Origin of the sequence: Streptomyces sp. NPDC016562 (genome assembly GCF_043076955.1) — a bacterium.
Taxonomy (GTDB): Bacteria; Actinomycetota; Actinomycetes; order Streptomycetales; family Streptomycetaceae; genus Streptomyces.
Map to the genome: position 1 here is coordinate 38,993 of NZ_JBIBRZ010000004.1, position 23,631 is coordinate 62,623.

25 protein-coding genes are annotated in these 23,631 nt (G+C 72.2%); 16 read left to right on the plus strand and 9 right to left on the minus strand.

Annotation, left to right across the window (positions count from 1 at the left end):
* The first annotated feature begins 1 nt into the window (after window position 1).
* The 4 genes from nadC to ACF059_RS18660 all read left to right on the plus strand — a co-directional run bounded on the left by nadC (window position 2) and on the right by ACF059_RS18660 (window position 4,738).
* Window positions 2–970 carry a carboxylating nicotinate-nucleotide diphosphorylase gene (gene nadC, locus ACF059_RS18645; protein WP_366866345.1) on the plus strand — a complete coding sequence of 323 codons (969 nt, stop codon included), beginning with the start codon at window positions 2–4 and terminating at the stop codon, window positions 968–970.
* A 3-nt stretch (window positions 971–973) separates the two neighbouring features.
* A complete protein-coding gene (locus ACF059_RS18650; protein WP_360894895.1) occupies window positions 974–1,783 on the plus strand; it encodes a type III pantothenate kinase in 810 nt (269 codons plus the stop codon).
* Window positions 1,784–1,924: 141 nt separating this feature from the next.
* On the plus strand, window positions 1,925–3,049 hold the full coding sequence (locus tag ACF059_RS18655) for a DUF5937 family protein (RefSeq protein WP_392058267.1): 1,125 nt from the start codon (window positions 1,925–1,927) through the stop codon (window positions 3,047–3,049).
* 141 nt (window positions 3,050–3,190) lie between these two features.
* Window positions 3,191–4,738 (plus strand): M28 family metallopeptidase, encoded by a 1,548-nt coding sequence (locus ACF059_RS18660; RefSeq protein WP_392058270.1) that lies wholly within the window; start codon window positions 3,191–3,193, stop codon window positions 4,736–4,738.
* 120 nt (window positions 4,739–4,858) lie between these two features.
* Here the strand turns inward: ACF059_RS18660 and ACF059_RS18665 are convergent, their stop codons facing one another.
* Window positions 4,859–5,851, minus strand: coding sequence for an SAM-dependent methyltransferase (locus ACF059_RS18665; RefSeq protein ID WP_392058272.1), 993 nt, complete (start codon window positions 5,849–5,851; stop codon window positions 4,859–4,861).
* Between the two features lie 106 nt (window positions 5,852–5,957).
* Between ACF059_RS18665 and ACF059_RS18670 the strand changes: the two genes are divergently transcribed.
* Window positions 5,958–7,160, plus strand: coding sequence for a sensor histidine kinase (locus ACF059_RS18670; RefSeq protein ID WP_392058275.1), 1,203 nt, complete (start codon window positions 5,958–5,960; stop codon window positions 7,158–7,160).
* Between the two features lie 17 nt (window positions 7,161–7,177).
* The gene (locus tag ACF059_RS18675; protein ID WP_360894910.1) at window positions 7,178–7,852 is read left to right on the plus strand and encodes a response regulator transcription factor; all 675 of its coding nucleotides are present in this window, start codon (window positions 7,178–7,180) and stop codon (window positions 7,850–7,852) included.
* 16 nt (window positions 7,853–7,868) lie between these two features.
* On the opposite strand, the gene ACF059_RS18680 is transcribed toward ACF059_RS18675, so the two are convergent.
* Both ACF059_RS18680 and ACF059_RS18685 read right to left on the minus strand, forming a co-directional pair.
* A complete protein-coding gene (locus ACF059_RS18680) occupies window positions 7,869–9,227 on the minus strand; it encodes a PH domain-containing protein (protein ID WP_392058278.1) in 1,359 nt (452 codons plus the stop codon).
* Entirely contained in the window at window positions 9,224–9,715 is a 492-nt protein-coding gene (locus tag ACF059_RS18685) for a PH domain-containing protein (protein ID WP_392058281.1), read from the minus strand. The genes ACF059_RS18680 and ACF059_RS18685 overlap by 4 nt, the downstream gene beginning before the upstream one ends.
* A 31-nt stretch (window positions 9,716–9,746) precedes the next feature.
* Between ACF059_RS18685 and ACF059_RS18690 the strand changes: the two genes are divergently transcribed.
* From ACF059_RS18690 to ACF059_RS18700, 3 genes are read left to right on the plus strand one after another with little or no spacing between them, the layout of a single operon-like run.
* The gene (locus ACF059_RS18690) at window positions 9,747–10,889 is read left to right on the plus strand and encodes an NADH-quinone oxidoreductase subunit D (protein ID WP_392058289.1); all 1,143 of its coding nucleotides are present in this window, start codon (window positions 9,747–9,749) and stop codon (window positions 10,887–10,889) included.
* A 17-nt stretch (window positions 10,890–10,906) separates the two neighbouring features.
* Window positions 10,907–11,755 (plus strand): arylamine N-acetyltransferase, encoded by an 849-nt coding sequence (locus ACF059_RS18695; RefSeq protein ID WP_392058291.1) that lies wholly within the window; start codon window positions 10,907–10,909, stop codon window positions 11,753–11,755.
* Between the two features lie 49 nt (window positions 11,756–11,804).
* Complete coding sequence (locus ACF059_RS18700) at window positions 11,805–12,020, plus strand: hypothetical protein (protein ID WP_360894922.1); 216 nt, start codon at window positions 11,805–11,807, stop codon at window positions 12,018–12,020.
* Window positions 12,021–12,076: 56 nt separating this feature from the next.
* On the opposite strand, the gene ACF059_RS18705 is transcribed toward ACF059_RS18700, so the two are convergent.
* The 4 genes from ACF059_RS18705 to ACF059_RS18720 all read right to left on the minus strand — a co-directional run bounded on the left by ACF059_RS18705 (window position 12,077) and on the right by ACF059_RS18720 (window position 15,624).
* Window positions 12,077–13,114 (minus strand): hypothetical protein, encoded by a 1,038-nt coding sequence (locus ACF059_RS18705; RefSeq protein ID WP_392058294.1) that lies wholly within the window; start codon window positions 13,112–13,114, stop codon window positions 12,077–12,079.
* A gap of 107 nt (window positions 13,115–13,221) precedes the next feature.
* The gene (locus tag ACF059_RS18710) at window positions 13,222–14,214 is read right to left on the minus strand and encodes an ABC transporter substrate-binding protein (protein WP_392058297.1); all 993 of its coding nucleotides are present in this window, start codon (window positions 14,212–14,214) and stop codon (window positions 13,222–13,224) included.
* 32 nt (window positions 14,215–14,246) lie between these two features.
* On the minus strand, window positions 14,247–14,921 hold the full coding sequence (locus tag ACF059_RS18715; protein ID WP_361952214.1) for an ABC transporter permease: 675 nt from the start codon (window positions 14,919–14,921) through the stop codon (window positions 14,247–14,249).
* A gap of 4 nt (window positions 14,922–14,925) precedes the next feature.
* The gene (locus ACF059_RS18720) at window positions 14,926–15,624 is read right to left on the minus strand and encodes an ABC transporter permease (RefSeq protein WP_361952211.1); all 699 of its coding nucleotides are present in this window, start codon (window positions 15,622–15,624) and stop codon (window positions 14,926–14,928) included.
* A 130-nt stretch (window positions 15,625–15,754) separates the two neighbouring features.
* Between ACF059_RS18720 and ACF059_RS18725 the strand changes: the two genes are divergently transcribed.
* Window positions 15,755–16,717 (plus strand): ABC transporter ATP-binding protein, encoded by a 963-nt coding sequence (locus tag ACF059_RS18725; protein ID WP_392058300.1) that lies wholly within the window; start codon window positions 15,755–15,757, stop codon window positions 16,715–16,717.
* Between the two features lie 77 nt (window positions 16,718–16,794).
* On the opposite strand, the gene ACF059_RS18730 is transcribed toward ACF059_RS18725, so the two are convergent.
* Window positions 16,795–17,904: an alpha/beta hydrolase-fold protein gene (locus ACF059_RS18730; RefSeq protein WP_361946660.1), complete on the minus strand. Its 1,110-nt coding sequence runs from the start codon at window positions 17,902–17,904 to the stop codon at window positions 16,795–16,797.
* A gap of 152 nt (window positions 17,905–18,056) precedes the next feature.
* On the opposite strand from ACF059_RS18730, the gene ACF059_RS18735 reads away from it, so the two are divergent.
* The 6 genes from ACF059_RS18735 (at window position 18,057) to ACF059_RS18760 (ending at window position 22,960) form a co-directional block, all read left to right on the plus strand.
* Window positions 18,057–19,904: a phosphatidylglycerol lysyltransferase domain-containing protein gene (locus tag ACF059_RS18735; protein ID WP_392058303.1), complete on the plus strand. Its 1,848-nt coding sequence runs from the start codon at window positions 18,057–18,059 to the stop codon at window positions 19,902–19,904.
* Between the two features lie 81 nt (window positions 19,905–19,985).
* Window positions 19,986–20,858, plus strand: a complete 873-nt coding sequence (gene folP / locus ACF059_RS18740) for a dihydropteroate synthase (RefSeq protein WP_392058305.1) — start codon at window positions 19,986–19,988, stop codon at window positions 20,856–20,858.
* 25 nt (window positions 20,859–20,883) lie between these two features.
* Window positions 20,884–21,327 carry a nuclear transport factor 2 family protein gene (locus ACF059_RS18745; RefSeq protein ID WP_361946651.1) on the plus strand — a complete coding sequence of 148 codons (444 nt, stop codon included), beginning with the start codon at window positions 20,884–20,886 and terminating at the stop codon, window positions 21,325–21,327.
* Between the two features lie 130 nt (window positions 21,328–21,457).
* Window positions 21,458–21,817, plus strand: a complete 360-nt coding sequence (gene folB, locus ACF059_RS18750) for a dihydroneopterin aldolase (protein ID WP_360894955.1) — start codon at window positions 21,458–21,460, stop codon at window positions 21,815–21,817.
* Window positions 21,814–22,422, plus strand: a complete 609-nt coding sequence (folK, locus tag ACF059_RS18755; protein WP_392058308.1) for a 2-amino-4-hydroxy-6-hydroxymethyldihydropteridine diphosphokinase — start codon at window positions 21,814–21,816, stop codon at window positions 22,420–22,422. Before folB ends, folK begins: the two co-directional genes overlap by 4 nt.
* 52 nt (window positions 22,423–22,474) lie before the next feature.
* Window positions 22,475–22,960, plus strand: a complete 486-nt coding sequence (locus tag ACF059_RS18760) for a DUF3180 domain-containing protein (protein WP_361946645.1) — start codon at window positions 22,475–22,477, stop codon at window positions 22,958–22,960.
* A 38-nt stretch (window positions 22,961–22,998) separates the two neighbouring features.
* Here ACF059_RS18760 and folE read toward each other — a convergent pair whose 3' ends face one another.
* The gene (folE, locus tag ACF059_RS18765) at window positions 22,999–23,607 is read right to left on the minus strand and encodes a GTP cyclohydrolase I FolE (protein WP_392058312.1); all 609 of its coding nucleotides are present in this window, start codon (window positions 23,605–23,607) and stop codon (window positions 22,999–23,001) included.
* Between the last annotated feature and the right edge of the window lie 24 nt (window positions 23,608–23,631).

Consider the following 23,631-nt stretch of genomic DNA (forward strand, 5'->3'; position numbering starts at 1 on the left):
CGTGAGCACCCCCGAACTTCCCCTGATCGACCAGAACGACGGCGGCTGCGGCGACGACTGCGGCTGTGGCGACGGCGAGGAGAGCGGCCTGGACCCGGCGCTGGCCCAGCTGCTCGCCGACGCGGGCCTGGACCCCATCGAGGTCGAGGACATCGCCCACATGGCGCTCTCCGAGGACCTGGACGGCGGCGTGGACGTCACCACCGTGGCCACGGTGCCCGAGGACGCCGAGGCCGTCGCCGACTTCGTCGCCCGCGAGAACGGCGTCGTGGCCGGTCTGCGCATCGCCGAGGCCGTGTTCTCGGTGGTCTGCACCGAGGCCTTCGAGGTGGAGCGGCACGCGGAGGACGGCGACACCGTCGAGGCCGGGCAGCTGCTGCTGTCCGTCCGCGCGCACACCCGCGACCTGCTCACGGCCGAGCGCAGCGCGCTGAACATCCTGTGCCGGCTGTCGGGCATCGCGACGGCCACCCGCCGCTGGGCCGACGTCCTGGAGGGCACCAAGGCCAAGGTGCGCGACACCCGCAAGACCACGCCGGGCCTGCGCGCGCTGGAGAAGTACGCGGTCCGCTGCGGCGGCGGCGTCAACCACCGGATGTCGCTGTCGGACGCCGCGCTGGTCAAGGACAACCACGTGGTGGCGGCCGGCGGCGTCGCGCAGGCCTTCGAGGCCGTGCGGGAGGCCTTCCCGGAGGTCCCGATCGAGGTCGAGGTCGACACCCTGGAGCAGGTCGGCGAGGTGCTGAAGGCGGGCGCCGACCTGATCCTGCTGGACAACTTCACGGTGGAGCAGACCGCCGAGGCCGTGGCCCTCGTGGCCGGCCGCGCGGTGCTGGAGTCCTCGGGCCGCCTGACCCTGGACACCGCCCGGGCGTACGCCGAGACCGGCGTGGACTACCTGGCCGTCGGCGCCCTGACCCACTCCTCGCCGATCCTGGACATCGGTCTCGACCTGCGCGAGGCGGTGTAACAGGTGCTCCTCACCATCGACGTCGGCAACACCCACACGGTCCTGGGCCTGTTCGACGGTGACGAGATCGTCGAGCACTGGCGCATCTCGACCGACCCGCGGCGCACGGCGGACGAGATGGCCGTGCTCATGCAGGGCCTGATGGGGACGCACCCGATGCTCGGCAGCGAGCTGGGCGACGGCATCCACGGCATCGCGATCTGCTCGACGGTGCCGGCGGTCCTGCACGAGCTGCGCGAGGTGACCCGCCGCTACTACGGCGACGTGCCGGCGGTGATCGTGGAGCCCGGCACGAAGACGGGCGTGCCGATCCTCATGGACAACCCGAAGGAGGTCGGCGCGGACCGCATCGTCAACGCGGTCGCGGTGGTCGAGCTGTACGGGGGCCCGGCGATCGTGGTCGACCTCGGTACGGCGACCACCTTCGACGCGGTGTCCGCGAAGGGCGAGTACGTGGGCGGGGTGATCTCCCCGGGCATCGAGATCTCGATGGAGGCCCTCGGGCTGCGGGGCGCCCAGCTGCGGAAGATCGAGCTGGCCCGGCCGCGCAACGTGATCGGGAAGTCGACGGTCGAGGCGATGCAGTCGGGCGTGGTCCACGGGTTCGCGGGCCAGGTGGACGGGATCGTGACCCGGATGGCGAAGGAGCTCGCGGGACCGGCCGGCAACCCGGACGACGTCCGCATCATCGCCACCGGCGGGCTGGCCCCGGTCGTCCTCGGGGAGTCCGCGGTGATCGACGACCACGAGCCGTGGCTGACACTGATCGGCCTGCGCCTGGTGTACGAGCGCAACGCGCCGAACTTCGGCTAGGCCGGGCGGAGGACCCAGTACGGGGCCTGCGCGCCGCTTTCCCGGCGCCGCGGGCCCCGTCCGGCGGCGCGCCGTGCGAACCACCCGTCCGCCACCTCGCGCCCCCCATTCCTCACATCATCACACCGGCAGAATGGCCTGATGAGCGTCACCATCGACATCGCGGGCCTGCCACCCGAGCGGATCGCCTTCGCGCCCTCCCCTCTCGCAGAGCTCAGCATGGCGCTGCACGCGCTCTCCCAGCCCGCCCACCACCCCGGGCTCACCTCCTGGACCACCGCCACCGCCGCCTCGCTCGACCCGGCCCTCGCGGACCGGCTGCTGGAGGGCGACTTCATGTGGCGGAGCTCCCTCTCCGACATCTTCATGGCCTTCGCCGGTGTCCCGGGCGGCACGGGGCTGCCCGCCGCGACCCTGGCCGAGGAGCTCGACGTACTCGACCGGATGGACGACGAGCGGTTCGTGACGGCCGCCCTGGAGCACTGCTGGCTGGCGCTCTACGACGAGGGCGGCTGGCCCTCGCCGCTCCACGACCCCGCGGCCCGGGCCAGGGCCCTGGCGACGGCCGCCGCCCGCGGCCCGCGCCAACGCGACTTCTCCCTGCGGCTGCTGGACGACCCGCCGGGCGTACGGGTCTGGCTGCGGCGGCTCCTGGAGGACTGTGACGAGGCCTTCTTCGCCGAGACCTGGAAGCGCGTCGAGCCCGCGCAGAGCGCCGACGCCCGGCACAAGACCGGGCTGCTGCGGCGCAAGGGGCTGCCGGCCGCGCTGAAGGAGGTCTCGACGGCGCTGAGCGTCGACGAGGACCGCACCACCATCACCGTCGACAAGATGGTGACCGGGTCGACCAGCGCGACCGACACCCGAATAGGCACCGGCGTGGTCTTCGTGCCGACCCACTTCGGCTGGCCGCACCTGCTCGTGCTGCACGCGCCGGGCTGGCGTCCGGTGGTCCACTACCCGCTCGCCGCCCCCGAACCGGCCTCCCCGCCGGGCTCGGTGGAACTGCTCCAGCGGCGGATGGAGGCCCTGGCGCACCCCCTGCGGATGAGGCTGTGCCGCAGTCTGGCCCGGGCGCCGTACACGACGGGCGAACTGGCGCGCGTGTACGGGATCAGCGCGCCGGAGGTGTCACGGCATCTGGCCGTCCTGAAAAGGGCCGGTCTGACGCATACGCTCCGCGAAGGCCGCTATGTCCAGCACCAGTTGGACCTGGCCGTGGTCGCACGCATCGGCTCGGACCTCATCGAGGGCCTCCTGCGCTGACGCGCACCCGAACGCCCCTCGCCGATATGCGGAATTCATAAACCGGAATCAGTTGAAAGTCTGGTCAGAGTGGCTGGTTGCTGCTTAACGTGCGTCCACTGCTCCTCCCTGCTCGCATTTTTGCCGTGGAAGGACCCCTGCATGCCCTCACGCCGTATAGCCGCAGCAACCGCCGCCCTGGCCGCAGCGGCCCTCGTCTCACCTCTGCTGCTCGCCGGACCGGCCGGTGCCACCAGCCCGCAGAGCGATGCCGCCCGGGGTGACGCGCTCGCCAGGAAACTGGTCAAGGACGCGACCGGCAAGGGCGCGTACAACCACCTGAAGGTCCTTCAGTCGATCGCCGACTACAACAACGGCACCCGCGTGGCCGGTTCCAAGGGTCACGTGCAGTCCGCCCAGTACGTCGAGGCGGTCATGAAGGCGGCCGGCTACGAGGTCACGAAGAACGAGTTCGACTTCGTGTACGTCGAGACCATCGCCGAGAAGCTCACGGTGAACGGCGCGAACAGCCGCGACGTCCCGATCCACCTGATGTCCTACACGACGAGCACCCCGGAGGGCGGCATCACGGCCCAGGTCGCCGTCGCCCCGGTCGACGCGGACGGCACCCACGGCTGCGAGCCCGGCGACTTCGCCGCGGGCACCTTCACCGGCAAGATCGCCCTGGTCAAGCGCGGCGGCTGCCCCTTCGCGGCGAAGCAGGCCAACGCGGCCGCGGCCGGCGCGGTCGGCGCGGTCATCTACAACAACACCGCGGGCGCCCTCAACGGCACCCTCGGCGGCCCCGACGCGGGCAAGGTCCCGACGGGCGGCGTGACCCAGGCGGAGGGCGAGAAGCTCGCCGCCGAGGCCACGGCCGGGCCGGTCGAGGTCACCCTCGACATCCGCCAGCTGCGGGAGAACCGCAAGACGTACAACGTCATCGCGGAGACCCGGGGCGGCGACGAGGACAACACCGTCTTCCTCGGCGCGCACCTCGACTCGGTAGCGGCGGGCCCGGGCATCAACGACAACGGCTCCGGCTCGGCCGGCATCCTCCAGGTGGCGCAGCGCCTGGCGAGCAGCCAGTCGAAGATCAAGAACAAGGTCAAGTTCGCCTGGTGGTCGGCGGAGGAGTTCGGCCTGCTCGGCTCGGAGGCGTACGTCGCCGGGCTGACGGACGAGCAGAAGAAGCAGATCAAGCTCTACCTGAACTTCGACATGATCGCCTCGCCCAACTCCGCGTACTTCGTCTACGACGGCGACGACTCGGACGCGACCGGCGCGGGCCCCGGCCCGGAGGGCTCCGCCCAGCTGGAGAAGGGGATCACCGACTTCCTCGACTCGAAGAACATCCCGCACGAGGGCACGGACTTCTCCGGCCGCTCGGACTACGGTCCGTTCATCGAGGTGGGCATCCCGTCGGGCGGCACCTTCACGGGCGCCGAGGGCATCAAGACGGACGCCCAGGCCGCGCGGTTCGGCGGCCAGGCGGGTGTCGCCTACGACGTGAACTACCACGGCAAGGGTGACGACCTCACCAACATCGACCAGAAGGCGCTCGACATCAACGTGGACGTCATCGCGGACGCGGTCGGCCACTACGCCTTCGACCTGGCCCCGCTGGCGAAGCCGGTCGTCTCGACGCCGACGGACGGCACGGGCAGCGGCGGCGGCCTGCACGACGGCCACGACGAGGTCCAGGAGTAACCCCTCGCCCCACCCGCCGGGCGAGGCCGACCACCGGCCTCGCCCGGCACATCCAGCCCCGCCGGCGTCTGAGGCGCGGGGCCCGGGGCAGCGCCCCCGCAGCGGTGCCGCAGGGCCGCGTCAGCCGGTCGCCGCCCCCGGCCAGGCCGCCCCGATGCCCACCGGCTGGCAGAGCCACAGGAAGTCCCCCAGCCCGCCGCGGGCGGTCAGCTCCGCCGCCTCCCCCGCCGCCGCCAGCCCCCGCACGTACGCCGCCGGATCCGCGGAGGCCAGGGCGAGCGGCGGCCGCGCCCCCGAGACGCCCAGGTCCGCCAGCGCCTCGCGCTGGGTCAGCAGCGCCGCCCCCGGCCCCGCGCAGGCGTCCAGCGCCACGTGCGCCGTGACGTCGCAGCTGCCGTCCGGGACCGGCGGGACCTCCCGGCCCGAGCGGAAGCCCGTGAGCGTGCCGTACGGGGGCCTCGCCTCGCGGGTGTGGGCGTAGTCCACCGCCACGGCCAGGCCCCGCTCCAGGGTCCCGACGGCCGCCGCCCAGGCCTCGTCGCGCGTCCGGCCGATCTCCGCGCGGCCGCCGCCCGGCCACCACCGCTCCAGCCAGGCCCGGTCCGCGCCCTCCAGGGGGCCGCCCGCGCTCTCCGTACCGTCGGGCGCGACCAGGACGTAGCGCCCGTCCTGCGCGATCTCCAGCGGCACGTTGTCCAGCCACTCGTTCGCGAAGAGCAGCCCCGTCGTCCGTTCGGGCGGTTCGGCGACCCAGCGGATCCGCGGGTCGGTCCCGTCGGGCCGCCGCGCGCGCTCCACGGCGTACGGACGCACCCGCGCGGCCAGCTCCGGCTCCGGCTCCAGCGCGGCGAGCACCCCGGCCAGCAGCTCCCCGCGCCCGGCCCCCACGTCGACCAGGCCGAGCTCCGCCGGGTGCCCCAGCTGCGCGTCCACCCACCGCAGGAGCCGGGCCACGGCGCGCGCGTACAGGGGGGAGGCGTGCACCGAGGTGCGGAAGTGCCCGGCGGGACCCGGCCCGCCGGGTCGCACGTAGAAGCCTCCGGGCCCGTACAGCGCGGTTTCCATCGCACCGCGCCACCGGACCGGCGCCTCGGATCGGTCCTGAGTGCTCATCCCCCACAGACTAAGGTCGCCTCCACCTTCGGGAGTACGCCCCGGATGTGAGGTTCGGACCTCTGGTTGACTCCAGCACCTATCCCCGTTCCCTACGCTGGGTTACGTGCAGCGCCTCTACGACTTCCTCCGCAGACACCCGACGGGCGTCGACGGCTTCTGGGCCGTCCTCCTGTTCGGGTTCTCGATGCTGGACGTGGCGGCCGACACGCCGGCGAGCACCTCCGTGAAGCTCGCGACCGTCCCCGCGGTCCTCGCGCTGAGCACCGCCGTGGCGCTGCGCCGCAAGTGGACGCAGGCCATGTTCTGGCTCACCCTCGGGGCGGGCGTCTACCAGCTGGCCGTGGGCGTCATGGCGGGCGTCTGGGACGTCGCCGTGTTCGTCGTCCTCTTCACCGTCGCGGCGAGCGACGTCCCGCGGTGGGTCTCGCGCACGGCGCTGGGCTGGGGGGTGGCCGCCGCCCCGCTGTACTTCGTGCGGTTCGGCGTGGACAAGGGCACCAACGCCGTCGACAACGCCCTCTTCGCCCTCTTCATGATCGTCCCCTTCGTCCTGGCCTGGGTGCTGGGCGACTCCCTGCGCACCCGGCGGGCCTATTACGCCCAGCTGGTCGAGCGCAACCAGCGGCTGGAGAAGGAACGCGAGGCCCAGGCCAAGGTGGCCGTGGCCGCCGAGCGCGCCCGCATCGCCCGCGAGCTGCACGACGTCGTCGCGCACAACGTCTCGGTGATGGTGGTCCAGGCCGATGGCGCCGCGTACGTCATGGACGTCGCCCCCGAGCAGGCCAAGGAGGCCCTCCAGACCATCTCCGGCACCGGCCGCCAGGCCCTCGCCGAGATGCGCCGGCTGCTGGGCGTCCTGCGCACCGGCGAGCCGCAGGAGTCCGAGGACTACGTGCCGCAGCCGGACGTCGAACAGATCGAGGTCCTGGTCGAGCAGGTACGGGCCGCCGGGCTCGCCGTGGACTTCGAGGTCGAGGGCGCCCCCCGGCGGCTGCCCAGCGGCGTCGAGCTGACGGCGTACCGGATCGTGCAGGAGGCGCTCACCAACACCCGCAAGCACGGGGGCCCCGACGCGCGGGCCAGCGTCCGGCTGGTCTACTTCGACGACGGGCTCGGCCTGCTGGTCGAGGACGACGGCCGGGGCGCGGCCCACGAACTGTACGAGGACGGCGGCGCGGACGGCGCCGGGCACGGGCTGATCGGCATGCGCGAGCGGATCGGTATGGTCGGCGGAACCCTGGACGCCGGGCCGCGGCCCGGCGGCGGCTTCCGGATCAGCGCGCTGCTTCCCCTGAAGAAGATATGACGAGGACGAGGTAACCGATGTCCATCCGAGTGATGCTGGTCGACGACCAGGTGCTGCTGCGCACCGGCTTCCGGATGGTGCTCGCCGCCCAGCCGGACATGGAGGTCGTCGCCGAGGCGGGCGACGGCCTGGAGGCGCTGGAGGTGCTGCGGGCCACGAAGGTGGACGTGGTGCTGATGGACGTGCGCATGCCGAAGCTCGACGGGGTCGAGGCCACGCGGCGGATCTGCGCGCCGGACGAGCACCCGAAGGTGATCATCCTGACCACCTTCGACCTGGACGAGTACGCCTTCTCGGGCCTGAAGGCGGGCGCGAGCGGCTTCATGCTGAAGGACGTGCCGCCGGCCGAACTGCTCGCGGCCATCCGCTCGGTGCACAGCGGGGACGCGGTCGTCGCCCCGTCCACGACGCGGCGCCTGCTGGACCGTTTCGCCCCGATGCTGCCGAGCACGACGCAGGAGCCGCAGAACAAGGAGATCGAGCGGCTGACGGAGCGCGAGCGCGAGGTCATGCTGCTGGTCGCCCAGGGCCTGTCGAACGGTGAGATCGCGGCCCGGCTGGTGCTGTCGGAAGCCACGGTGAAGACCCACGTCGGCCGCATCCTGACGAAGCTGGGGCTGCGCGACCGGGTCCAGGTGGTGGTCCTGGCGTACGAGACGGGCCTGGTGCGCGCGGGCGGCGGGGCCGGATAGCCCGCCCCCACCCCTTCTACGTCATCCAGCGGTCGGGCCGGGCCGAGGCCCGGGACGTACGGGCGCGGGCGGCCTGGGCCGCCAGCAGGGCGGTGGCTTCGGCGGCCCCGCGCAGGCGGGCCGTGACCGTGCCGTTCGCGCCGGTGTCCACGTGGACGTCGGCCACGCCCCGGGCGCGGGCCCAGGGCCCCTGGGTGAGCCGCACGCTCTGCACCTTGGCGTGCGGGACGATCTCCGTACGGCGGCACAGGCGGCCGTGGCGCGCCGCGAACACCTCCGGGGACACCGCCAGGGCGTAGCCCTTCCACCACACCGGGACCACCCAGCGCGCCCCGGCCCCCGGAGAGCCCGAGAAGACCAGCGCCGCCAGGTCCACCCCGGGCAGGACCCGGGCGATCACGGCGTACGCGGCGGCCCGGGAGGCCACCGGGACCAGGACCTCGTTCTTGGAGCCCGCCACGGCCAGCTCGACGCGGACCAAGTCCCGCCGCCGCCACAGCAGCGGCTCCACGATCCGTACGCTCTGCACGCGCCCCGGCGGCACGGTCTCGTGGGCGCGGTCCAGCAGGCCGTGGTCCAGGCGCAGCCCGTCCGGGGATTCGGCGACCCGCCAGTCGTACTCCGCGAGGAAGCGGCCCGCGGTGCCCGCCCAGACCGCGCCGAGGATCGGGAGCAGGGTGATGACGGCGGCCCACGGGCTGGAGCTGAACCACCACACGGCCACCGGCGCGACCAGCCCGCCGGCCAGCGCCGCCGGCACACCGAGGCTGAGCAGCAGCGAGACGGCGAGCTCGCGGGGGCTCACCCGCAGCAGTTCGCGGTCCGGGGCCTCGCCCAGCCGCACGGCCTCCTCGGGGGCGAAGCCCGCCGCCCGCGCGAGGAGCTCGGCGCGCAGGGCCACGGCCTCCTTCTCCCCGAGGAAGGCCAGCTGGTCCTTGTCCTCGGTGCCGATGACGTCGAGGCGCAGCGAGGCGACGCCGGTCAGCCGGGCCAGCAGCGGCCGGGTGACGTCCACGGCCTGGAGCCGGTCGAGGCGGATGTGCGCGGTGCGCCGGAAGAGCAGTCCGCTGCGGATGCGCAGTTCGGTGTCGGTGACGGCGTAGTGGGTGTACCACCAGCTCAGGAAGCCGTACGCGCCGAAGACCAGGACCAGGCCCGCGAGCGCCGCGAGCCGCAGGAGGGCGGACTGGTCCGCCACCCACGCGGTGGCCCGGTCGCCCTGCTGCGCGATGACGCCGACGGTCGCGGCGATCGGCACCCAGGCGCGCCGCAGCGGGGTGAGGGGATGCAGCCGCTGGCCGGTGGCGGGCGCGGTGTCGGGACCGACATCAGCGGGCACGGGGGCGGGGCCGTCGCCCGCCGGGCCGGTGCTCACAGGCCCGCCGACCGTGCCTCGCCGAGGGCGGTGAGCCGGTCGCGCAGCCGCTCCGCCTCGGCCGGCGCCAGCCCGGGGATCTTGGCGTCGGTGGCCGCGGCGGCCGTGTGCAGCTGGACGGAGGCCAGGCCGTAGCGCCGCTCCAGCGGGCCGGAGGTCACCTCGACCAGCTGCATCCGCCCGTACGGGACCACGGTCTCCTCCCGCCACAGCACACCCCGGCTGATCAGCAGGTCGTCCGCGCGCTCCGCGTACCGCCAGGACCGCCAGTTCCGCCCGAGCAGCACCCAGCCCCAGGCCGCGGCCGCCGCCCAGAGCAGCGCGAGGGCCGCCCACACCGGGCCCGCGACCAGGCCGAGCAGGACGCCGGTCGCCACCGCGAGGAGGACCGTCCAGAGCGCCAGCAGCATCCGCCGCAGGGCGAGCAGCCCGCCCGGCAGCCCCACCCACTCGGGCCCGCCCGTCTCACCCGTCGTCCCCGTATCCATGTCTCCACCTTAGGACTGAGACAATGCCCGCATGACGGAGACCACGGTCGGCATCGGCGGGGCGGCGGAGAGCACCGACATGGTGCTCAACATCGGCCCCCAGCACCCTTCCACGCACGGCGTGCTGCGCCTGCGCCTCGTCCTGGACGGCGAGCGGATCGTCAGCGCCGAGCCGGTGGTCGGCTACATGCACCGCGGCGCCGAGAAGCTCTTCGAGGCCCGCGACTACCGGCAGATCGTGATGCTGGCGAACCGCCACGACTGGCTGTCCGCCTTCTCGAACGAGCTCGGCGTGGTCATGGCGGTCGAGCGGATGCTCGGCATGGAGGTCCCCGAGCGGGCCGTGTGGATGCGGACCCTGCTGGCCGAGCTGAACCGGGTGCTGAACCACCTGATGTTCCTCGGCTCGTACCCCCTGGAGCTGGGCGGCATCACCCCGATCTTCCACGCGTTCCGCGAACGCGAGGAGCTCCAGGCCGTCATGGAGGAGATCTCCGGCGGCCGCATGCACTACATGTTCAACCGCGTCGGCGGCCTCAAGGAGGACCTCCCGGCCGGCTGGCTCGGCCGGGCCCGCGCCGCGATCGCCGACGTCCGCACCCGGATGGACGTCTACGACAAGCTGGTCCACGGGAACGAGATCTTCCGCGCCCGCACCCGCGGGGTCGGCGTCCTGTCCGCCGAGGCGGTGCACGCGTACGGGGTCTCCGGCCCGATCGCCCGCGCCTCCGGCGTGGACTTCGACCTGCGCCGCGACGAGCCGTACCTGGCCTACGGCGAGCTCCAGGACGTCCTGAAGGTGGTCACCCGCCCCGAGGGCGACTGCCTGGCCCGCTTCGAGGTCCTGCTCGACCAGACCCACAACGCGCTCGACCTGGCCGTGGCCTGCCTGGACCGGATGGCCGAGCTCCCGCCGGGCCCGGTCAACCAGCGCCTGCCCAAGGTCCTGAAGGCGCCCGAGGGGCACACGTACGCCTGGACCGAGAACCCGCTCGGCGTCAACGGCTACTACCTCGTCTCCAAGGGCGAGAAGACCCCGTACCGCCTGAAGCTGCGCAGCGCCTCCTTCAACAACATCCAGGCGCTGGCGGTGCTCCTGCCGGGACAGCTCGTCGCGGACATGGTGGCGATCCTCGGCTCGCTGTTCTTCGTCGTGGGCGACATCGACAAGTAACCGCATACGCTGGCCAGATGATCTCTGGGATATACACCGACTATCTGCGCCGACTCGGGATCGCCGACCACGGATCCCCGTCCGCCGAAGGCCTGTTCGCGCTCCACCGCGCCCATCTGGAGCGCGTTCCCTTCGAGAACACGGACATCCAGCTGGGCCGTCCGCCGGGCATCGAGCCCGAGCTGTCCGTGCGCCGTCTCGCGGCCGGGCGGGGCGGGTACTGCTTCCACCTCAACGGCGCCTTCGCGGCCCTGCTGGAGCACCTCGGGTACGACGTGACACGGCACGTGGGCGGCGTGTACGGGGAACCGGACGCCCGGGGTGTGAGCGGTGACCACCTCACCCTGACCGTACGAGTCGACGGGCGGGCCTGGTTCGTGGACGTCGGCCTGGGCGACGGGCCCCACGAGCCGCTGCCCCTGAGCGAGGGCCGGTACGAGCAGGGCTTCGGGTACGGCCTGGAGCCGCTGGCGGGCGCGGTCGGCGCCGAGGCGGGCTGGACCTTCCGCAACGACGCGAGCCCCTTCCCGGTGATGAACTTCCGCTCCGCGCCCGCGTCCATGGCGGACTTCGCCGCCGAGCACCTGCGGCTGTCCACGGCCCCGGACTCCCCCTTCCAGCAGTCGTTCTTCATGCTGCGGCGCGACGGCGGGGGCGTGCACCGGCTACACGGCAAGGTGCTGCTCCACTTCGGCACGGACGGCGGGCGGGACAAGCGGGAACTGGCCTCGCAGGAGGAGTTCTTCGAGGTCGTCGCCGGTGTCTTCGGGCGGGAGCTCGACGACCTGACCCCCGCCGACCGGGCGGCCCTGTGGGACCGGGTGGAGCGCGCGCACGAGGCGTGGCTCGCCACCCAGCAGGGCTGAGGCCGCTGCGGCGGAGCCGATGTCGGTGCGGCAGGGCAGACTTGGCGGCATGTCCCACTCCCCCCGCCGGGCCTGCCCCTCCTGCGGCCGTGACTGCGCCGTCACGGCCGGCCGCATCGCCCGCCACGACCCGCCCGCCGGGCGTGGCCGCGGCGACCTGGTGTCCTGCCCCGGCTCCCGGGCCCGGGTGACGCTCGGCGCGAGCGCGCCGACGCTGGACGGCTTCGTCCTGCCCGAAATCCCGGGCCAGCTCCCGCTGTTCTGAGGACAGGGCGTGTCCGGTGGGTCAGGCCGGAGCCCGGCGTGATCCGCCGGACACCCCTAGGAGATCGCGGTGCGCAGCCGGGCCACGTCGATCGGCTCGGTCTCGTCGTGGGCCGTCAGGTCGATGACCTGGCCCACCGTGTGGGTCTCGGCCGTCGCCGCCTCGGCGGTGGCCTCGTCGGCCGCCGGTGCGGCGGGGGCAGGCTCGGCGGGCGGCTGGGCGGACTCCGCCTCGTGGACGGCCAGGGCCTCCGCGCCGACCACGTCGGCCAGGTCCTCGTTCTGGACCGCCTCGATCACCGCACGGGCCTGCTCCGCGTTCTTGGTGCCGAAGAAGTCGAAGCCGCCCTCGACGCGGGAGGCCGTACGGCGCTGCGCCGCGTACGGGGCCACGGCCGAGGGGGCACGGCGCGCCGGGACCGCGGAAGCCCCGGGAGCCTTCACAGCCGCCGGAGCGGCTGTGGCGGACGGGCCCGACGGGCCGCCCGGACGCGGGGGCAGCCCCTGCGTCCCCGCCTTACGGGCCAGCGCGTCCAGGGCCGCATGGGCGCGGGCGTAGCCGACCGAGGTGGGCGCGCCCGCGGAGTTGCGCTCCTGCGAGACGGCGGGGAGTTCCTTCGGCGGGAGGGCCGGGGCGGCGGCCGCCTCGATGGCCAGCAGCCGGCGGCCCTCCAGGGCGCTGGCGCGCTCGGTCTCGGCGGTCGCGTACCGCCGCAGCAGCGCGGCGTGCTCGCCGCGCAGCCCCGCCAGTTCGACCCGCTTGGCGCGCAGCTTGGTGTCGAGCCGCGCGCGCAGCATCCGGGCCTCTTCGAGGTCGGATTCGAGCTCGGCTATGCGCTCGTCCGTCTTCCACTCGTCCTTGATCCGCTCGCGCGCGAGCTCCGCGACGCGGCGGCCCGCCGAGCGGTCCCAGGCGCGCATGACGACGGCGCCGGCGACCCCGGCGGCGGCGGTGACGGCCACGAGCAGCCTCAACGCCATCGGTTCCGCGAGGAGCCAGGCCGCTGCGGCGCTGGTGACGGACACGCCTGCGACGGTCGTCGGCGTGAGCAGCCGGTGCAGGGGTTCGGGATTGCGGTGGCGTCCACGGGGCATGGCCCGAAATTTACAGGGCCGCGAGGTCAAGTGCAGTACCCGCCCGGCAATCTCTTTGCCGCTCTTCCCGGGCGGGTCTCCACATTTCTCACTCGACCCCGTGACGGCTACTTCTTCAGGAGGCCCTTGGACTCCAGATAGGCCTTCGCCACGTCCGCCGGCTTGGCGCGCTCCGCGTCGACCTTCCGGTTCAGATCGACCAGGTCGGCCGTCGTGAGCGCCTTGGTCAGCTTGTCGAGCGCGGCCGCCACCTCCGGGGCGCCCGCGTCCTTGGCGTTGACCACCGGCAGGACGTTGTCGGCGTTCTGGAGCTTCTTGTCGTCGTCCAGGAGGACCAGGCCGTAGCTGTCGAGCGTCGCGTCCGTGGTCGTGGTCAGCACGAGCTGGTCGGCGCCGTCCTTGACCGCCTGCTTGGCCTGCGGGGTGCCGACGCCCTTCGGGTCAATACCGGAAACCTGAATTCCGTATGTCTTCGTCAAGCCCGGTGCGCAGAACGGCCGGACGGAGCATTCGTCGCCCGCCGCGACCTTCACCTTCAGTCCGGACTTCCCAAGATCGGAAAGGGTCTTCAGGTTGTTCTTCTCGGCGAATTCCCGGGACACCGCGAATGCGTTCTGGTCGACCGCCGCCCCCGCGGGCAGCGCCTTGAGGCCGAGCGGGCCCGCGAGCTTGTCCAGGGCCGCCACCGTCGCGGCGACGTCGCTCGACGCGACCGGCTTCTCCTCGGGCGCCTTCGCACCGTTCACCTTGGCGTTGAGGAACTCCGCCAGCGTGGCCGCGTACTCCGGGACGACATCGATCTCGCCCTTCTCCAGCGACGGTTCGTACAGCTCGCGGTTGTTGACCGTCTTGACCGACGTGCTGTAGCCCGCGTCCTTGAGGACCTGCGCGTACAGCTCCGCCAGCACGTTCGACTCGGTGAAGCCGGCCGCGCCGATCACCAGGCTGCCCTTGGCGCCCCCCGAGCCGGAGGAGGACTCGGGGGCGGCCGAGCCACCGTCCTTGCTCTTCTCCAGGCTGTCGCCGCCGCACGCGGCCAGCGACACCGTCAGGGCGAGGGCGCCCAGGGACGCGCCGAGGACGCGCGTGGTCTTGGTCATGGAGATACTCCGTTCGAGGCGAGGGACAGGGATCAGCGGGACGTCGCGGACCTCGGCAGCAACCGGTCCGCCGCCACCAGCGCGCCCTCCACGAGCAGGGCCAGCGCCGCCACCAGCAGGGCGCCCGCGACGACCTGCGGGGTGTTGTACGTGTTGAAGCCGGCGGTGATGATCCGCCCGAGGCCGCCCTGGCCGACCATCGCGGCGATGGTGGCCGTGGCGACGACCTGCACGGCGCCCGAGCGCAGTCCGGTCATCACCAGGGCGCGCGCGAGCGGGAGTTCCACGCGCAGGAAGAGCTGACGGCCGGACATGCCCATGCCCCGGGCGGCCTCCACCACGGAGCGGTCCACCTCGCGCATGCCGACGTACGCGTTCGTCAGCAGGGGCGGTATCGCGAACAGCACCAGTGCGGCGATGGTCGGCAGATAGCCCGCGTTGCGCAGCGGGGAGACCATGAACAGCGCCAGCACCGCGAAGACGGGCACGGCCCGTCCGGCGTTGGAGACGTTGACGGCGAGGGCCCCGCCCTTGCCGAGGTGGCCCAGGAACAGGCCGACGGGCAGCGCCACCGCGCAGGCGATCGCCAGCGCGACCCCGCTCACGTAGACGTGCTCGCCGAGCCGGTGCCAGACGCCGCTCTCCCCCGACCAGTTGGCGCCGTTCGCCAGCCAGTCCCACGTCTGCGCCAGTACGCCCGCGCCCATGGCGTCAGGCCCCCTTCCCCGGAGCGGCCGGCCGGGCACCGGCCCGGGTCCACGGCGTGAGCAGCCGTCCCACGCCGAGCAGCAGCAGGTCGGCGACGAGCGCGAGCAGCACGCACAGCACGGAGGCGGTGAGCACCTGCGCCTTGAAGGAACTGTTCACGGCGGGGGCGATGAGGTTGCCCAACCCGCCCTTGCCGACGATGGAGCCGACCGTCGTCAGCGCGACCGTCGAGACCGTGGCGATCCGCACGCCGGCCAGCAGCGCGGGCAGCGCCAGCGGCAGTTCGACCTGCCACAGCAGCCGGCCCGGGCCGTACCCCATGCCGCGCGCGGCCTCCCGTACCTCTTCGGGGACGGCTTCCAGCCCTGCCAGCACGTTGCGGACCAGGATGGTCAGCGAATACAGCACCAGCCCGGTCACCACCAGCGCGGCGGACAGGCCGAAGAACGGCAGCAGCAGGGAGAACATGGCCAGCGAGGGGATCGTGTAGAGCAGGGTGGTGAAGGCCAGCACGGGCGCGGCCCAGCGGCGGCCGCGGCGGGCCAGCAGGGCGAGCGGAAGAGCCACCGCCAGGCCGATCAGCACCGACACGCCTGTGATCCAGACGTGTTCGAGGGTGGCGTCGGTGAGCTCCTGCGACCGGGAGGAGACGTAGTCCCAGCAGATCCAGTCGTTCGCCACCAGACAGCTCTGCGCGGCCATGCTCCTCACCCCCCGTCACCGAACACATGTGGGATCGACCTTAACCCCCGGCACTGTCAATGGCCGGAATCCTTCACATGGGAAACACGCTCTTCACCTTCGGGCCGGGACGGTAGGGAAGGATGGCGGTGTGATCCGATTCGAGCACGTGACCAAGCGGTACCCCGACGGGACGACAGCCGTCGAGGACCTGTCCTTCGAGGTGGCGGAGGGCGAGCTGATCACGCTCGTGGGACCGTCCGGCTGCGGCAAGACGACCACGATGAAGATGGTCAACCGGCTCATCGACCCGACCTCCGGCCGGATCCTCCTGAACGGCGAGGACATCGCGGCCGCCGACCCGGTCGAGCTGCGCCGCCGGATCGGCTACGTCATCCAGCAGGTCGGGCTCTTCCCCCACAAGACGGTGCTGGAGAACACGGCGACCGTGCCGCAGCTGATCGGCACCCCGAAGGCCAGGGCCCGCGCACGGGCGGCCGAGCTGCTCGAACTGGTGGGGCTGGATCCGGCCGTGTACGGGAGCCGGTACCCCGAGCAGCTGTCGGGCGGGCAGCGCCAGCGCGTCGGCGTGGCGCGCGCGCTCGCCGCCGATCCGCCGGTGCTGCTGATGGACGAGCCGTTCGGCGCGGTGGACCCGGTGGTGCGCGAGCGGCTGCAGAACGAGTTCCTGACGCTGCAGAAGACGGTGCGCAAAACGATCCTGCTGGTCACCCACGACCTGGAGGAGGCGATCCGGCTCGGCGACCGCATGGCGGTCTACGGGACGGGCACCATCGAGCAGTTCGCCCGCCCGGCGGCGGTGCTCGGGGCGCCGGCCACCGCGTACGTGGCCTCCTTCGTCGGCTCCGACCGCGGGCTCAAGCGGCTCGCGGTCACCGCCGTCGAGGCGGCCGACCTGTCGCAGGCGCAGGGCCCCGCCCCCGCGGCGTCCGTGGCGCTGGGGGCGACGCTGCGCGAGGCCCTCGCGGCCCTGCTCCAGGAGGATTCGGGCCGGATCGGGGTCACCGATCCGGACTCCGGCGCGCTGGTCGGCGTACTGACCCCGGAGGGCGTCCACCGGGCGCTGCGCCGGGCCCAGCTCCAGGAGGCGTAGGCCCCGGAAACGGCTGTGACCGGCCCCTGAGGGGGCCGGTCACGGGTTACTCGCGCTGCCGGTCAGACCTGTACGCCTCAGGCCTGGATGCGGCCGCTCATCCACATCAGCATGGGCGGGATCTCGCGCCGCCACGTGTTGAAGTTGTGGCCGCCGCTGTCGAGGATGATCGAGGAGACCCGGTCCGGGCCCTTCACCTTCTTGATGAACTTGCGGGTGTCCCCGAGGTTCGGCTCGCCCTTCTCGCTGCTCGTGACGAGGAAGGACGTACCGCTCGGCTTCTTGTTCTCGATGCTGTGCAGGACGTTCGCCCGCTTCTTGAGCTGCTCGTCCCCGTGGAACAGGTCACCGGTCGTCGGGTCGTCCGGGGCGTCGTAGTACGCGGACAGGCCGGCGGCCGCGCCGAAGGTCTGCGGGTAGTGCGCGGCGATCTTCAGGGCGCAGTAACCCCCCGTCGAGTTGCCGATGAAGCCCATGTTCTCCGGCTTCTTGCCGACCCGGAAGGTGCTCTGGATGGCCTGCGGCAGGTCCTGGCCGAAGAAGGTCTCGGTCTGGGGGCCATCGGGTATATCGACGCACTCGGTGTCACGCGGCGGCGCGACGGTCGGGCGCAGCATGACCAGGATCATCGGCTTCATCTTGCCGGCCTTGGACAGGCTGAAGGCCTTCATGGGGTAGTCGAGCCCTTTGATCAGGTTCTCGGCGGTGCCCGGATACCCCGTCAGCACGATGGACGCGGGGAAGTTCTGGTCCTTGTGCTGCGGCTGGAAGTATTCGGGCGGGAGCCACACGTAGCCGGGACTCGTTATCTTCGACTTCTGCCCCGTTATGGCAACCTTCAGGATCTGACCGCCGACCTGCGGCTTGGCACCACCGGGCACGTCAAGCTGCTGCTTGTCGACGACCTTGATGTCCTTGCTGTTCATCGAGTGGTCGACGACCTTGCCGATGGACGTCTCCTGGCCGAACAGGTCGGCCCAGGAGCCGTAGAAGAGGAACGACTTGTTAGCCGCGAGCCCCACAGCCGAGAACAGCGCCAGCTGGGTCGCCAGCAGCAGCCCGATCCGGCCGGCGAATGCGCGCCAGGTGCGGCCCGAGAGCTTCGGCCAGAGCCAGACCGTGGCCGCGAACAGCAGCACACCGGCGAGGATGGCCAGCGCCAGAACCGTAGTACTCGTGAGACCCATGAGCAGTCAGTCGACTTTCTGGTGGCAGGACAGTTTTTTTACGACGAAAGAGTGAACCCGCTCCTCGTCGCTGTCGTCCTAAGGGACGCACCACACACCGGAGGCTGTCGCAGCCTTCGGCCACATGATCTCTCGCGGAGCAACGGGAAGCGATGTCTAGCAGGATAGATGGCGATAAGTCGGGACAGGTTCCGAGCAGGGCCCGCCGAATCCTCCGAGGCCCACAGCCGGAGTCGGTGCCCGGACTGGTAGGTACGGCCGTCATGATCGTCGGCCTTCTGGACATCGCGGCGGGTGTCTTCCCGCGCTTCCGGTACAGCCGGATCCACGCGGTCGCCGAAGTGCTGCCGGTGTTCGGCCCCTTCGCGGCGGCCCTCGCCATCAGCGCGGGCGTGCTGCTCCTGTTGCTCGCGCACGGCCTCAAGCGGCGCAAGCGCCGGGCCTGGCGCGCGGCGGTGGTGCTGCTGCCCGCCGGCGCGGTGGCGCAGTTCGCGTACCGGCACTCGATCGTGGGCGTGGTCATCGCGGCGGTGCTCTTCGCGCTGCTGCTGCGCCATCAGGGTGAATTCAAGGCGCTGCCGGACCCCCGCAGCCGGTGGAAGGCCCTCACCAACTTCGTGCTGATGAGCGCCGGATCCATCGGCCTGGGCCTGGTCATCGTCAACTCCCACCCGAGCCGGGTCGTCGGCAACCCCGGACCGTACGAGCAGATCACCCACGTCATCTACGGCCTCTTCGGCTTCGAAGGCCCCGTGGACTACGCGGGGAAGGTGTCCTGGACCGTCGGCTACTCCCTCGGCGCCCTCGGCATGCTGACCGCCCTCACCACCATCTACCTGGCCTTGCGCCCCGAGCACCCGGCCGCGCGGCTGACCGCCGACGACGAGGCCAAGCTGCGCGAGCTGCTCGCCCGGCACGGCGGCCGCGACTCGCTCGGCCACTTCGCGCTGCGCCGCGACAAGGCCGTCGTCTTCTCCCCCAGCGGCAAGGCCGCCGTCACCTACCGCGTCGTCTCCGGTGTGATGCTCGCCTCGGGCGACCCCATCGGTGACGTGGAGGCCTGGCCGGGCGCGATCGAGCGGTTCATGGAGGAGGCCAAGGCCCACTCCTGGACCCCGGCCGTCATGGGCTGCAGCGAGACCGGCGGCGAGGTCTGGACCCGCGAGACCGGCCTGGACGCCCTGGAGCTGGGTGACGAGGCGATTGTCGATGTCAAAGACTTCTCCCTCTCGGGCCGCGCCATGCGCAATGTCCGCCAAATGGTGAAGCGCATCGAGCGCAACGGCTACACCACCAAAGTCCGCCGGGTCAGCGAGCTGACCGAGGAGGAGCTGGAGCAGGTGCGCGGCGCCGCCGAGGCCTGGCGCGGCACCGACACCGAGCGCGGCTTCTCGATGGCGCTGGGCCGGGTCGGCGACCCGGGCGACGGCGACTGCTTCATCGCCACCGCCCACCGGGTGGAGGAGGGCGACACGAGCCCCTTCGGCGACCTGAAGGCCGTGCTGCACTTCGTTCCGTGGGGCACGGACGGCATGTCGCTGGAGCTGATGCGCCGTGACCGCGCGGCCGACCCCGGCATGAACGAGCTGCTGATCGTGGCCTCCCTGGAGGCCGCCCCCGCGCTGAAGATCGAGAAGGTCTCCCTCAACTTCGCGATGTTCCGCTCGGCCCTCGCCCGCGGCGAGAAGATCGGCGCCGGCCCGGTGCTCCGGATGTGGCGGAACCTGCTCGTCTTCCTCTCCCGCTGGTTCCAGATCGAGTCGCTCTACAAGTTCAACGCCAAGTTCCGCCCGCGCTGGGAGCCCCGCTTCGTGGTCTTCCGCACCACCCGCGACCTGCCCCGCATCGGCTTCGCCGCGATGCAGGCCGAGGGCTTCGTGACGCTCGCCCTGCCGCGCCTGTTCGCCAGCCGCCGCCGGCCCAAGCCGGTCCGCGCCTGCGCCCACCACCAGGTGGCGGCCGTGCCCCAGCAGGCCGAACGCGAGGTCCAGGCCGCGTAGGCACCCGTACGAGCATCAGGGCCCCGTCCGCCGGAAGGCGCCGGGGCCCTGCCGTATCCAGGTCAGCCCTACCCTTGACCCATGAACACGAAGCGCGGAGCCACCGGCAGGGGCCGGGTCGCAGGTCTGCCGGAGTGGGACCGCTGCGGGGTCATGGGCGTCGTCAACGTCACCCCCGACTCCTTCTCCGACGGCGGACGCTGGTTCGACACCACCGCGGCCGTCAAGCGCGGCCTCGAACTCGTCGCCCAGGGCGCCGACCTCGTCGACGTCGGCGGCGAGTCCACCCGCCCCGGCGCCACCCGGGTCGACGAGGAGGAGGAGCTGCGCCGGGTCGTCCCCGTCGTGCGCGGCCTGGCCTCCGAGGGCGTCACCGTCTCCGTGGACACCATGCGCGCGGCCGTCGCCGCCCAGGCCGTCGCCGCCGGCGCGGCCCTGGTCAACGACGTCAGCGGCGGGCTCGCCGACCCCGGGATGATCGCGGCCGTCGCCGCGGCCGAGGTGCCCTTCGTGGTGATGCACTGGCGCGGTTTCAGCGCCGACATGAACAGCCTCGCCGTCTACGAGGACGTGCTCGCCGAGGTCACCACCGAGCTCCGGGCCCGCATCGACGCCGTCGTGGCCGGCGGTATCGCCCCCGAGCGGCTCATCGTCGACCCCGGCCTCGGCTTCGCCAAGAACGCCGAGCACGACCTGGCGCTGGTCGCCCACCTGGCCGAGCTGCGCGCCCTCGGCTTCCCGCTGCTGGTCGCCGCGTCGAGGAAGCGTTTCCTCGGCCGGGTCCTGGCCGGCGGGGCCGACGCCGCCCCGCCGCCCGCCCGCGAGCGCGACGCCGCCACGGCCGCCGTGTCCGCCATCGCCGCCCACCAGGGCGCCTGGGCCGTACGGGTGCACGAGGTACGGGCGACCGCGGACGCGGTTCGGGTGGCCCGCGCCGTGGAAGGGGCACTCTGATCCCCGTCAACCGAGAAGGAGCCACGTGAGCAGAACCGACATCGAAGCCGTCGAAGAGGTGAACACGGCCTTCTACGAGGCCATGGAGCGGGGGGACTTCGACTCGCTGTCGGCGCTCTGGCTGGAGGACGAGATCTCCTGCGTGCACCCCGGCTGGCCGGTGCTCTCCGGCCGCGGCGAGGTGCTCCGCTCGTACGCGCTGATCATGGCGCACACCGATTACATCCAGTTCTTCCTCACCGACACCAAGGTGGCCGTCATAGGTGACACCGCCCTGGTGACCTGTACGGAGAACATCCTCAGCGGCGGGCCCGCCGAGGACGGCGGGGAGCTCGGCCCGCTCGTCGGCCAGCTCGTCGTCGCCACGAATGTGTTCCGACGCACATCCGAGGGCTGGCGGCTCTGGTCCCACCACGGTTCTCCCGTCCTGACCGAATCCGACGAAGAGGACGAAGAGGACACCGCCTGACCCCCGTGGGCGGGGCCGCGGATATTTCGCAGGTAAATTCGAAGACGGACGACGCCGACCGCACTCGGCGTAGGCCCATGGTTTCGGGGAGTCCCGGACCGGAAGCACCTACGAAACAGGAGTGATTCGCGTGGATCGTGTCGCGCTGCGCGGCCTCAAGGCTCGCGGGCACCACGGCGTCTTCCCCCGGGAGCGCGAGGAAGGCCAGACCTTCATCGTCGACCTGGTGCTGCACCTCGACACCCGGCCCGCGGCGGCCGGGGACGACCTGGCGAAGACCGTGCACTACGGGGTCGTCGCCGAGGAGGTCGTCGACGTGGTCCAGGGAGAGCCCGTCGACCTGATCGAGACCCTCGCCGAGCGGATCGCCCAGCGGTGCCTCAAGCACGAAGCGGTGGCGCAGGTGGAGGTCGTCGTCCACAAGCCGGACGCCCCCATCACCGTCCCCTTCGACGACGTGACCATCACGATCACCCGGAGCCGCGCATGAACAACGGACTGAGCGCTCAGAGCGACCCCACCGTCCAGCCCGTCCCCGCCTCCGTCGTCGAGGCGGTCGACGCGGCGGACGTGACGCTGTCGAACCCGAAATGGGCCGTCATCGCGCTCGGCGCGAACCTCGGCAACCGGCTGGAGACCCTCCAGGGCGCCATCGACGCCCTCGGAGACACCCCGGGCCTGCGGGTCAAGGCCGTCTCCCCCGTCTACGAGACCGCGCCGTGGGGCGTCGAGCCCGGCTCGCAGCCCTCGTACCTCAACGCGGTCATCGCGCTGAAGACCACCCTGCCGCCGTCCTCGCTCCTGGAGCGCGGCCACGCCATCGAGGAAGCCTTCGACCGCGTCCGCGAGGAGCGCTGGGGGCCGCGCACGATCGACGTCGACATCGTCGCCTACGCCGACCGGGTCTCCGACGACCCCGTCCTCACCCTCCCGCACCCGCGCGCCCACCAGCGCGCGTTCGTGCTGGCCCCCTGGCACGACATCGACCCGGAGGCCCAGATCCCGGGCCACGGCCCGGTCGCCACCCTCCTGGCCGACATCGGCCTGAGCGGCGTGACGCCGCGCCCCGACCTGGAACTCCACCTCCCGGAGTAATCGTTACCCTGTGGACTGCTGACGGACGGCGCGGGAAGCGGGGAACGGGCAAGTGAAGCAACTGAGGCCGGCGGTCCTGGCGGGCATCTTCGTGGTCGCCGGGGTCCTGTCCTGGGCGGGCGCCCGCCTGTGGAACGCGTACGGCACGCTGCCGGGCGTTCCCCTGGCCGCGCCGATCGTCCTCGGGGTCATCGCGGTCGTCCTGCTGGCCACGGCCCTCTCGCTGCGCGCCCGCCTCAAGGCCCAGCGCGAGCGGCGCCCCGGGGCCAAGGGCGTGGAGCCGCTGATGGCGGCCCGCGCGGTGGTCTTCGGGCAGGCCAGCGCCCTGGTGGCGGCGCTGGTGGCGGGCATGTACGGCGGCGTCGGCGTGTTCCTGCTGACCGAGTCCCTCGACGTGCCCGCCCGCCGCGACCAGGCCTGGTACGCCGGCTTCTCGGTCCTGGCGGGCGTGGCGGTCATCGCCGCCGCCCTCTTCCTGGAGCACGTACTGAAGCTCCCCGAGGACGACGACACCCCGGAGGCGGCGGCCCGGGCCTGAGCCCGGGCCGGATCCACCCGGCACCACCGTGGGAGGCTCTAGCGGGCCATGATCAGGCTCATGGCTTCGTTGCGGGTCGCCGGGTCGCGGAGCTGGCCGCGGACCGCCGAGGTGATGGTCTTCGCGCCCGGCTTGCGGACCCCGCGCATGGTCATGCACATGTGCTCGCACTCGATGACCACGATGGCCCCGCGCGGATCCAGGATCTCCATCAGGGAGTCCGCTATCTGGGTCGTCAGGCGCTCCTGCACCTGGGGCCGGCGGGCGTAGACGTCCACCAGCCGGGCCAGCTTGGACAGCCCGGTGATCTTGCCGTCCGTGGACGGGATGTACCCCACGTGGGCCACGCCGTGGAACGGCACCAGGTGGTGCTCGCAGGAGCTCATGACCTCGATGTCCTTGACCAGGACCATCTCGTCGTGACCGATGTCGAAGGTCGTCGTGAGGACCTCCTCGGGCTTCTGGTACAGGCCCGCGAATATCTCCTTGTACGCCCGCGCCACGCGTGCAGGGGTCTCCAGGAGACCCTCGCGCTCCGGGTCCTCGCCGACCGCGATCAGGAGCTCTCGGACGGCCGCCTCGGCGCGCTTCTCGTCGAACTCGCCGATCGTGCCCTCGCCACCGGTCAGGGTCACTGGGTCGGTCATCTCATCCTCGTTCCTGTGTGCACC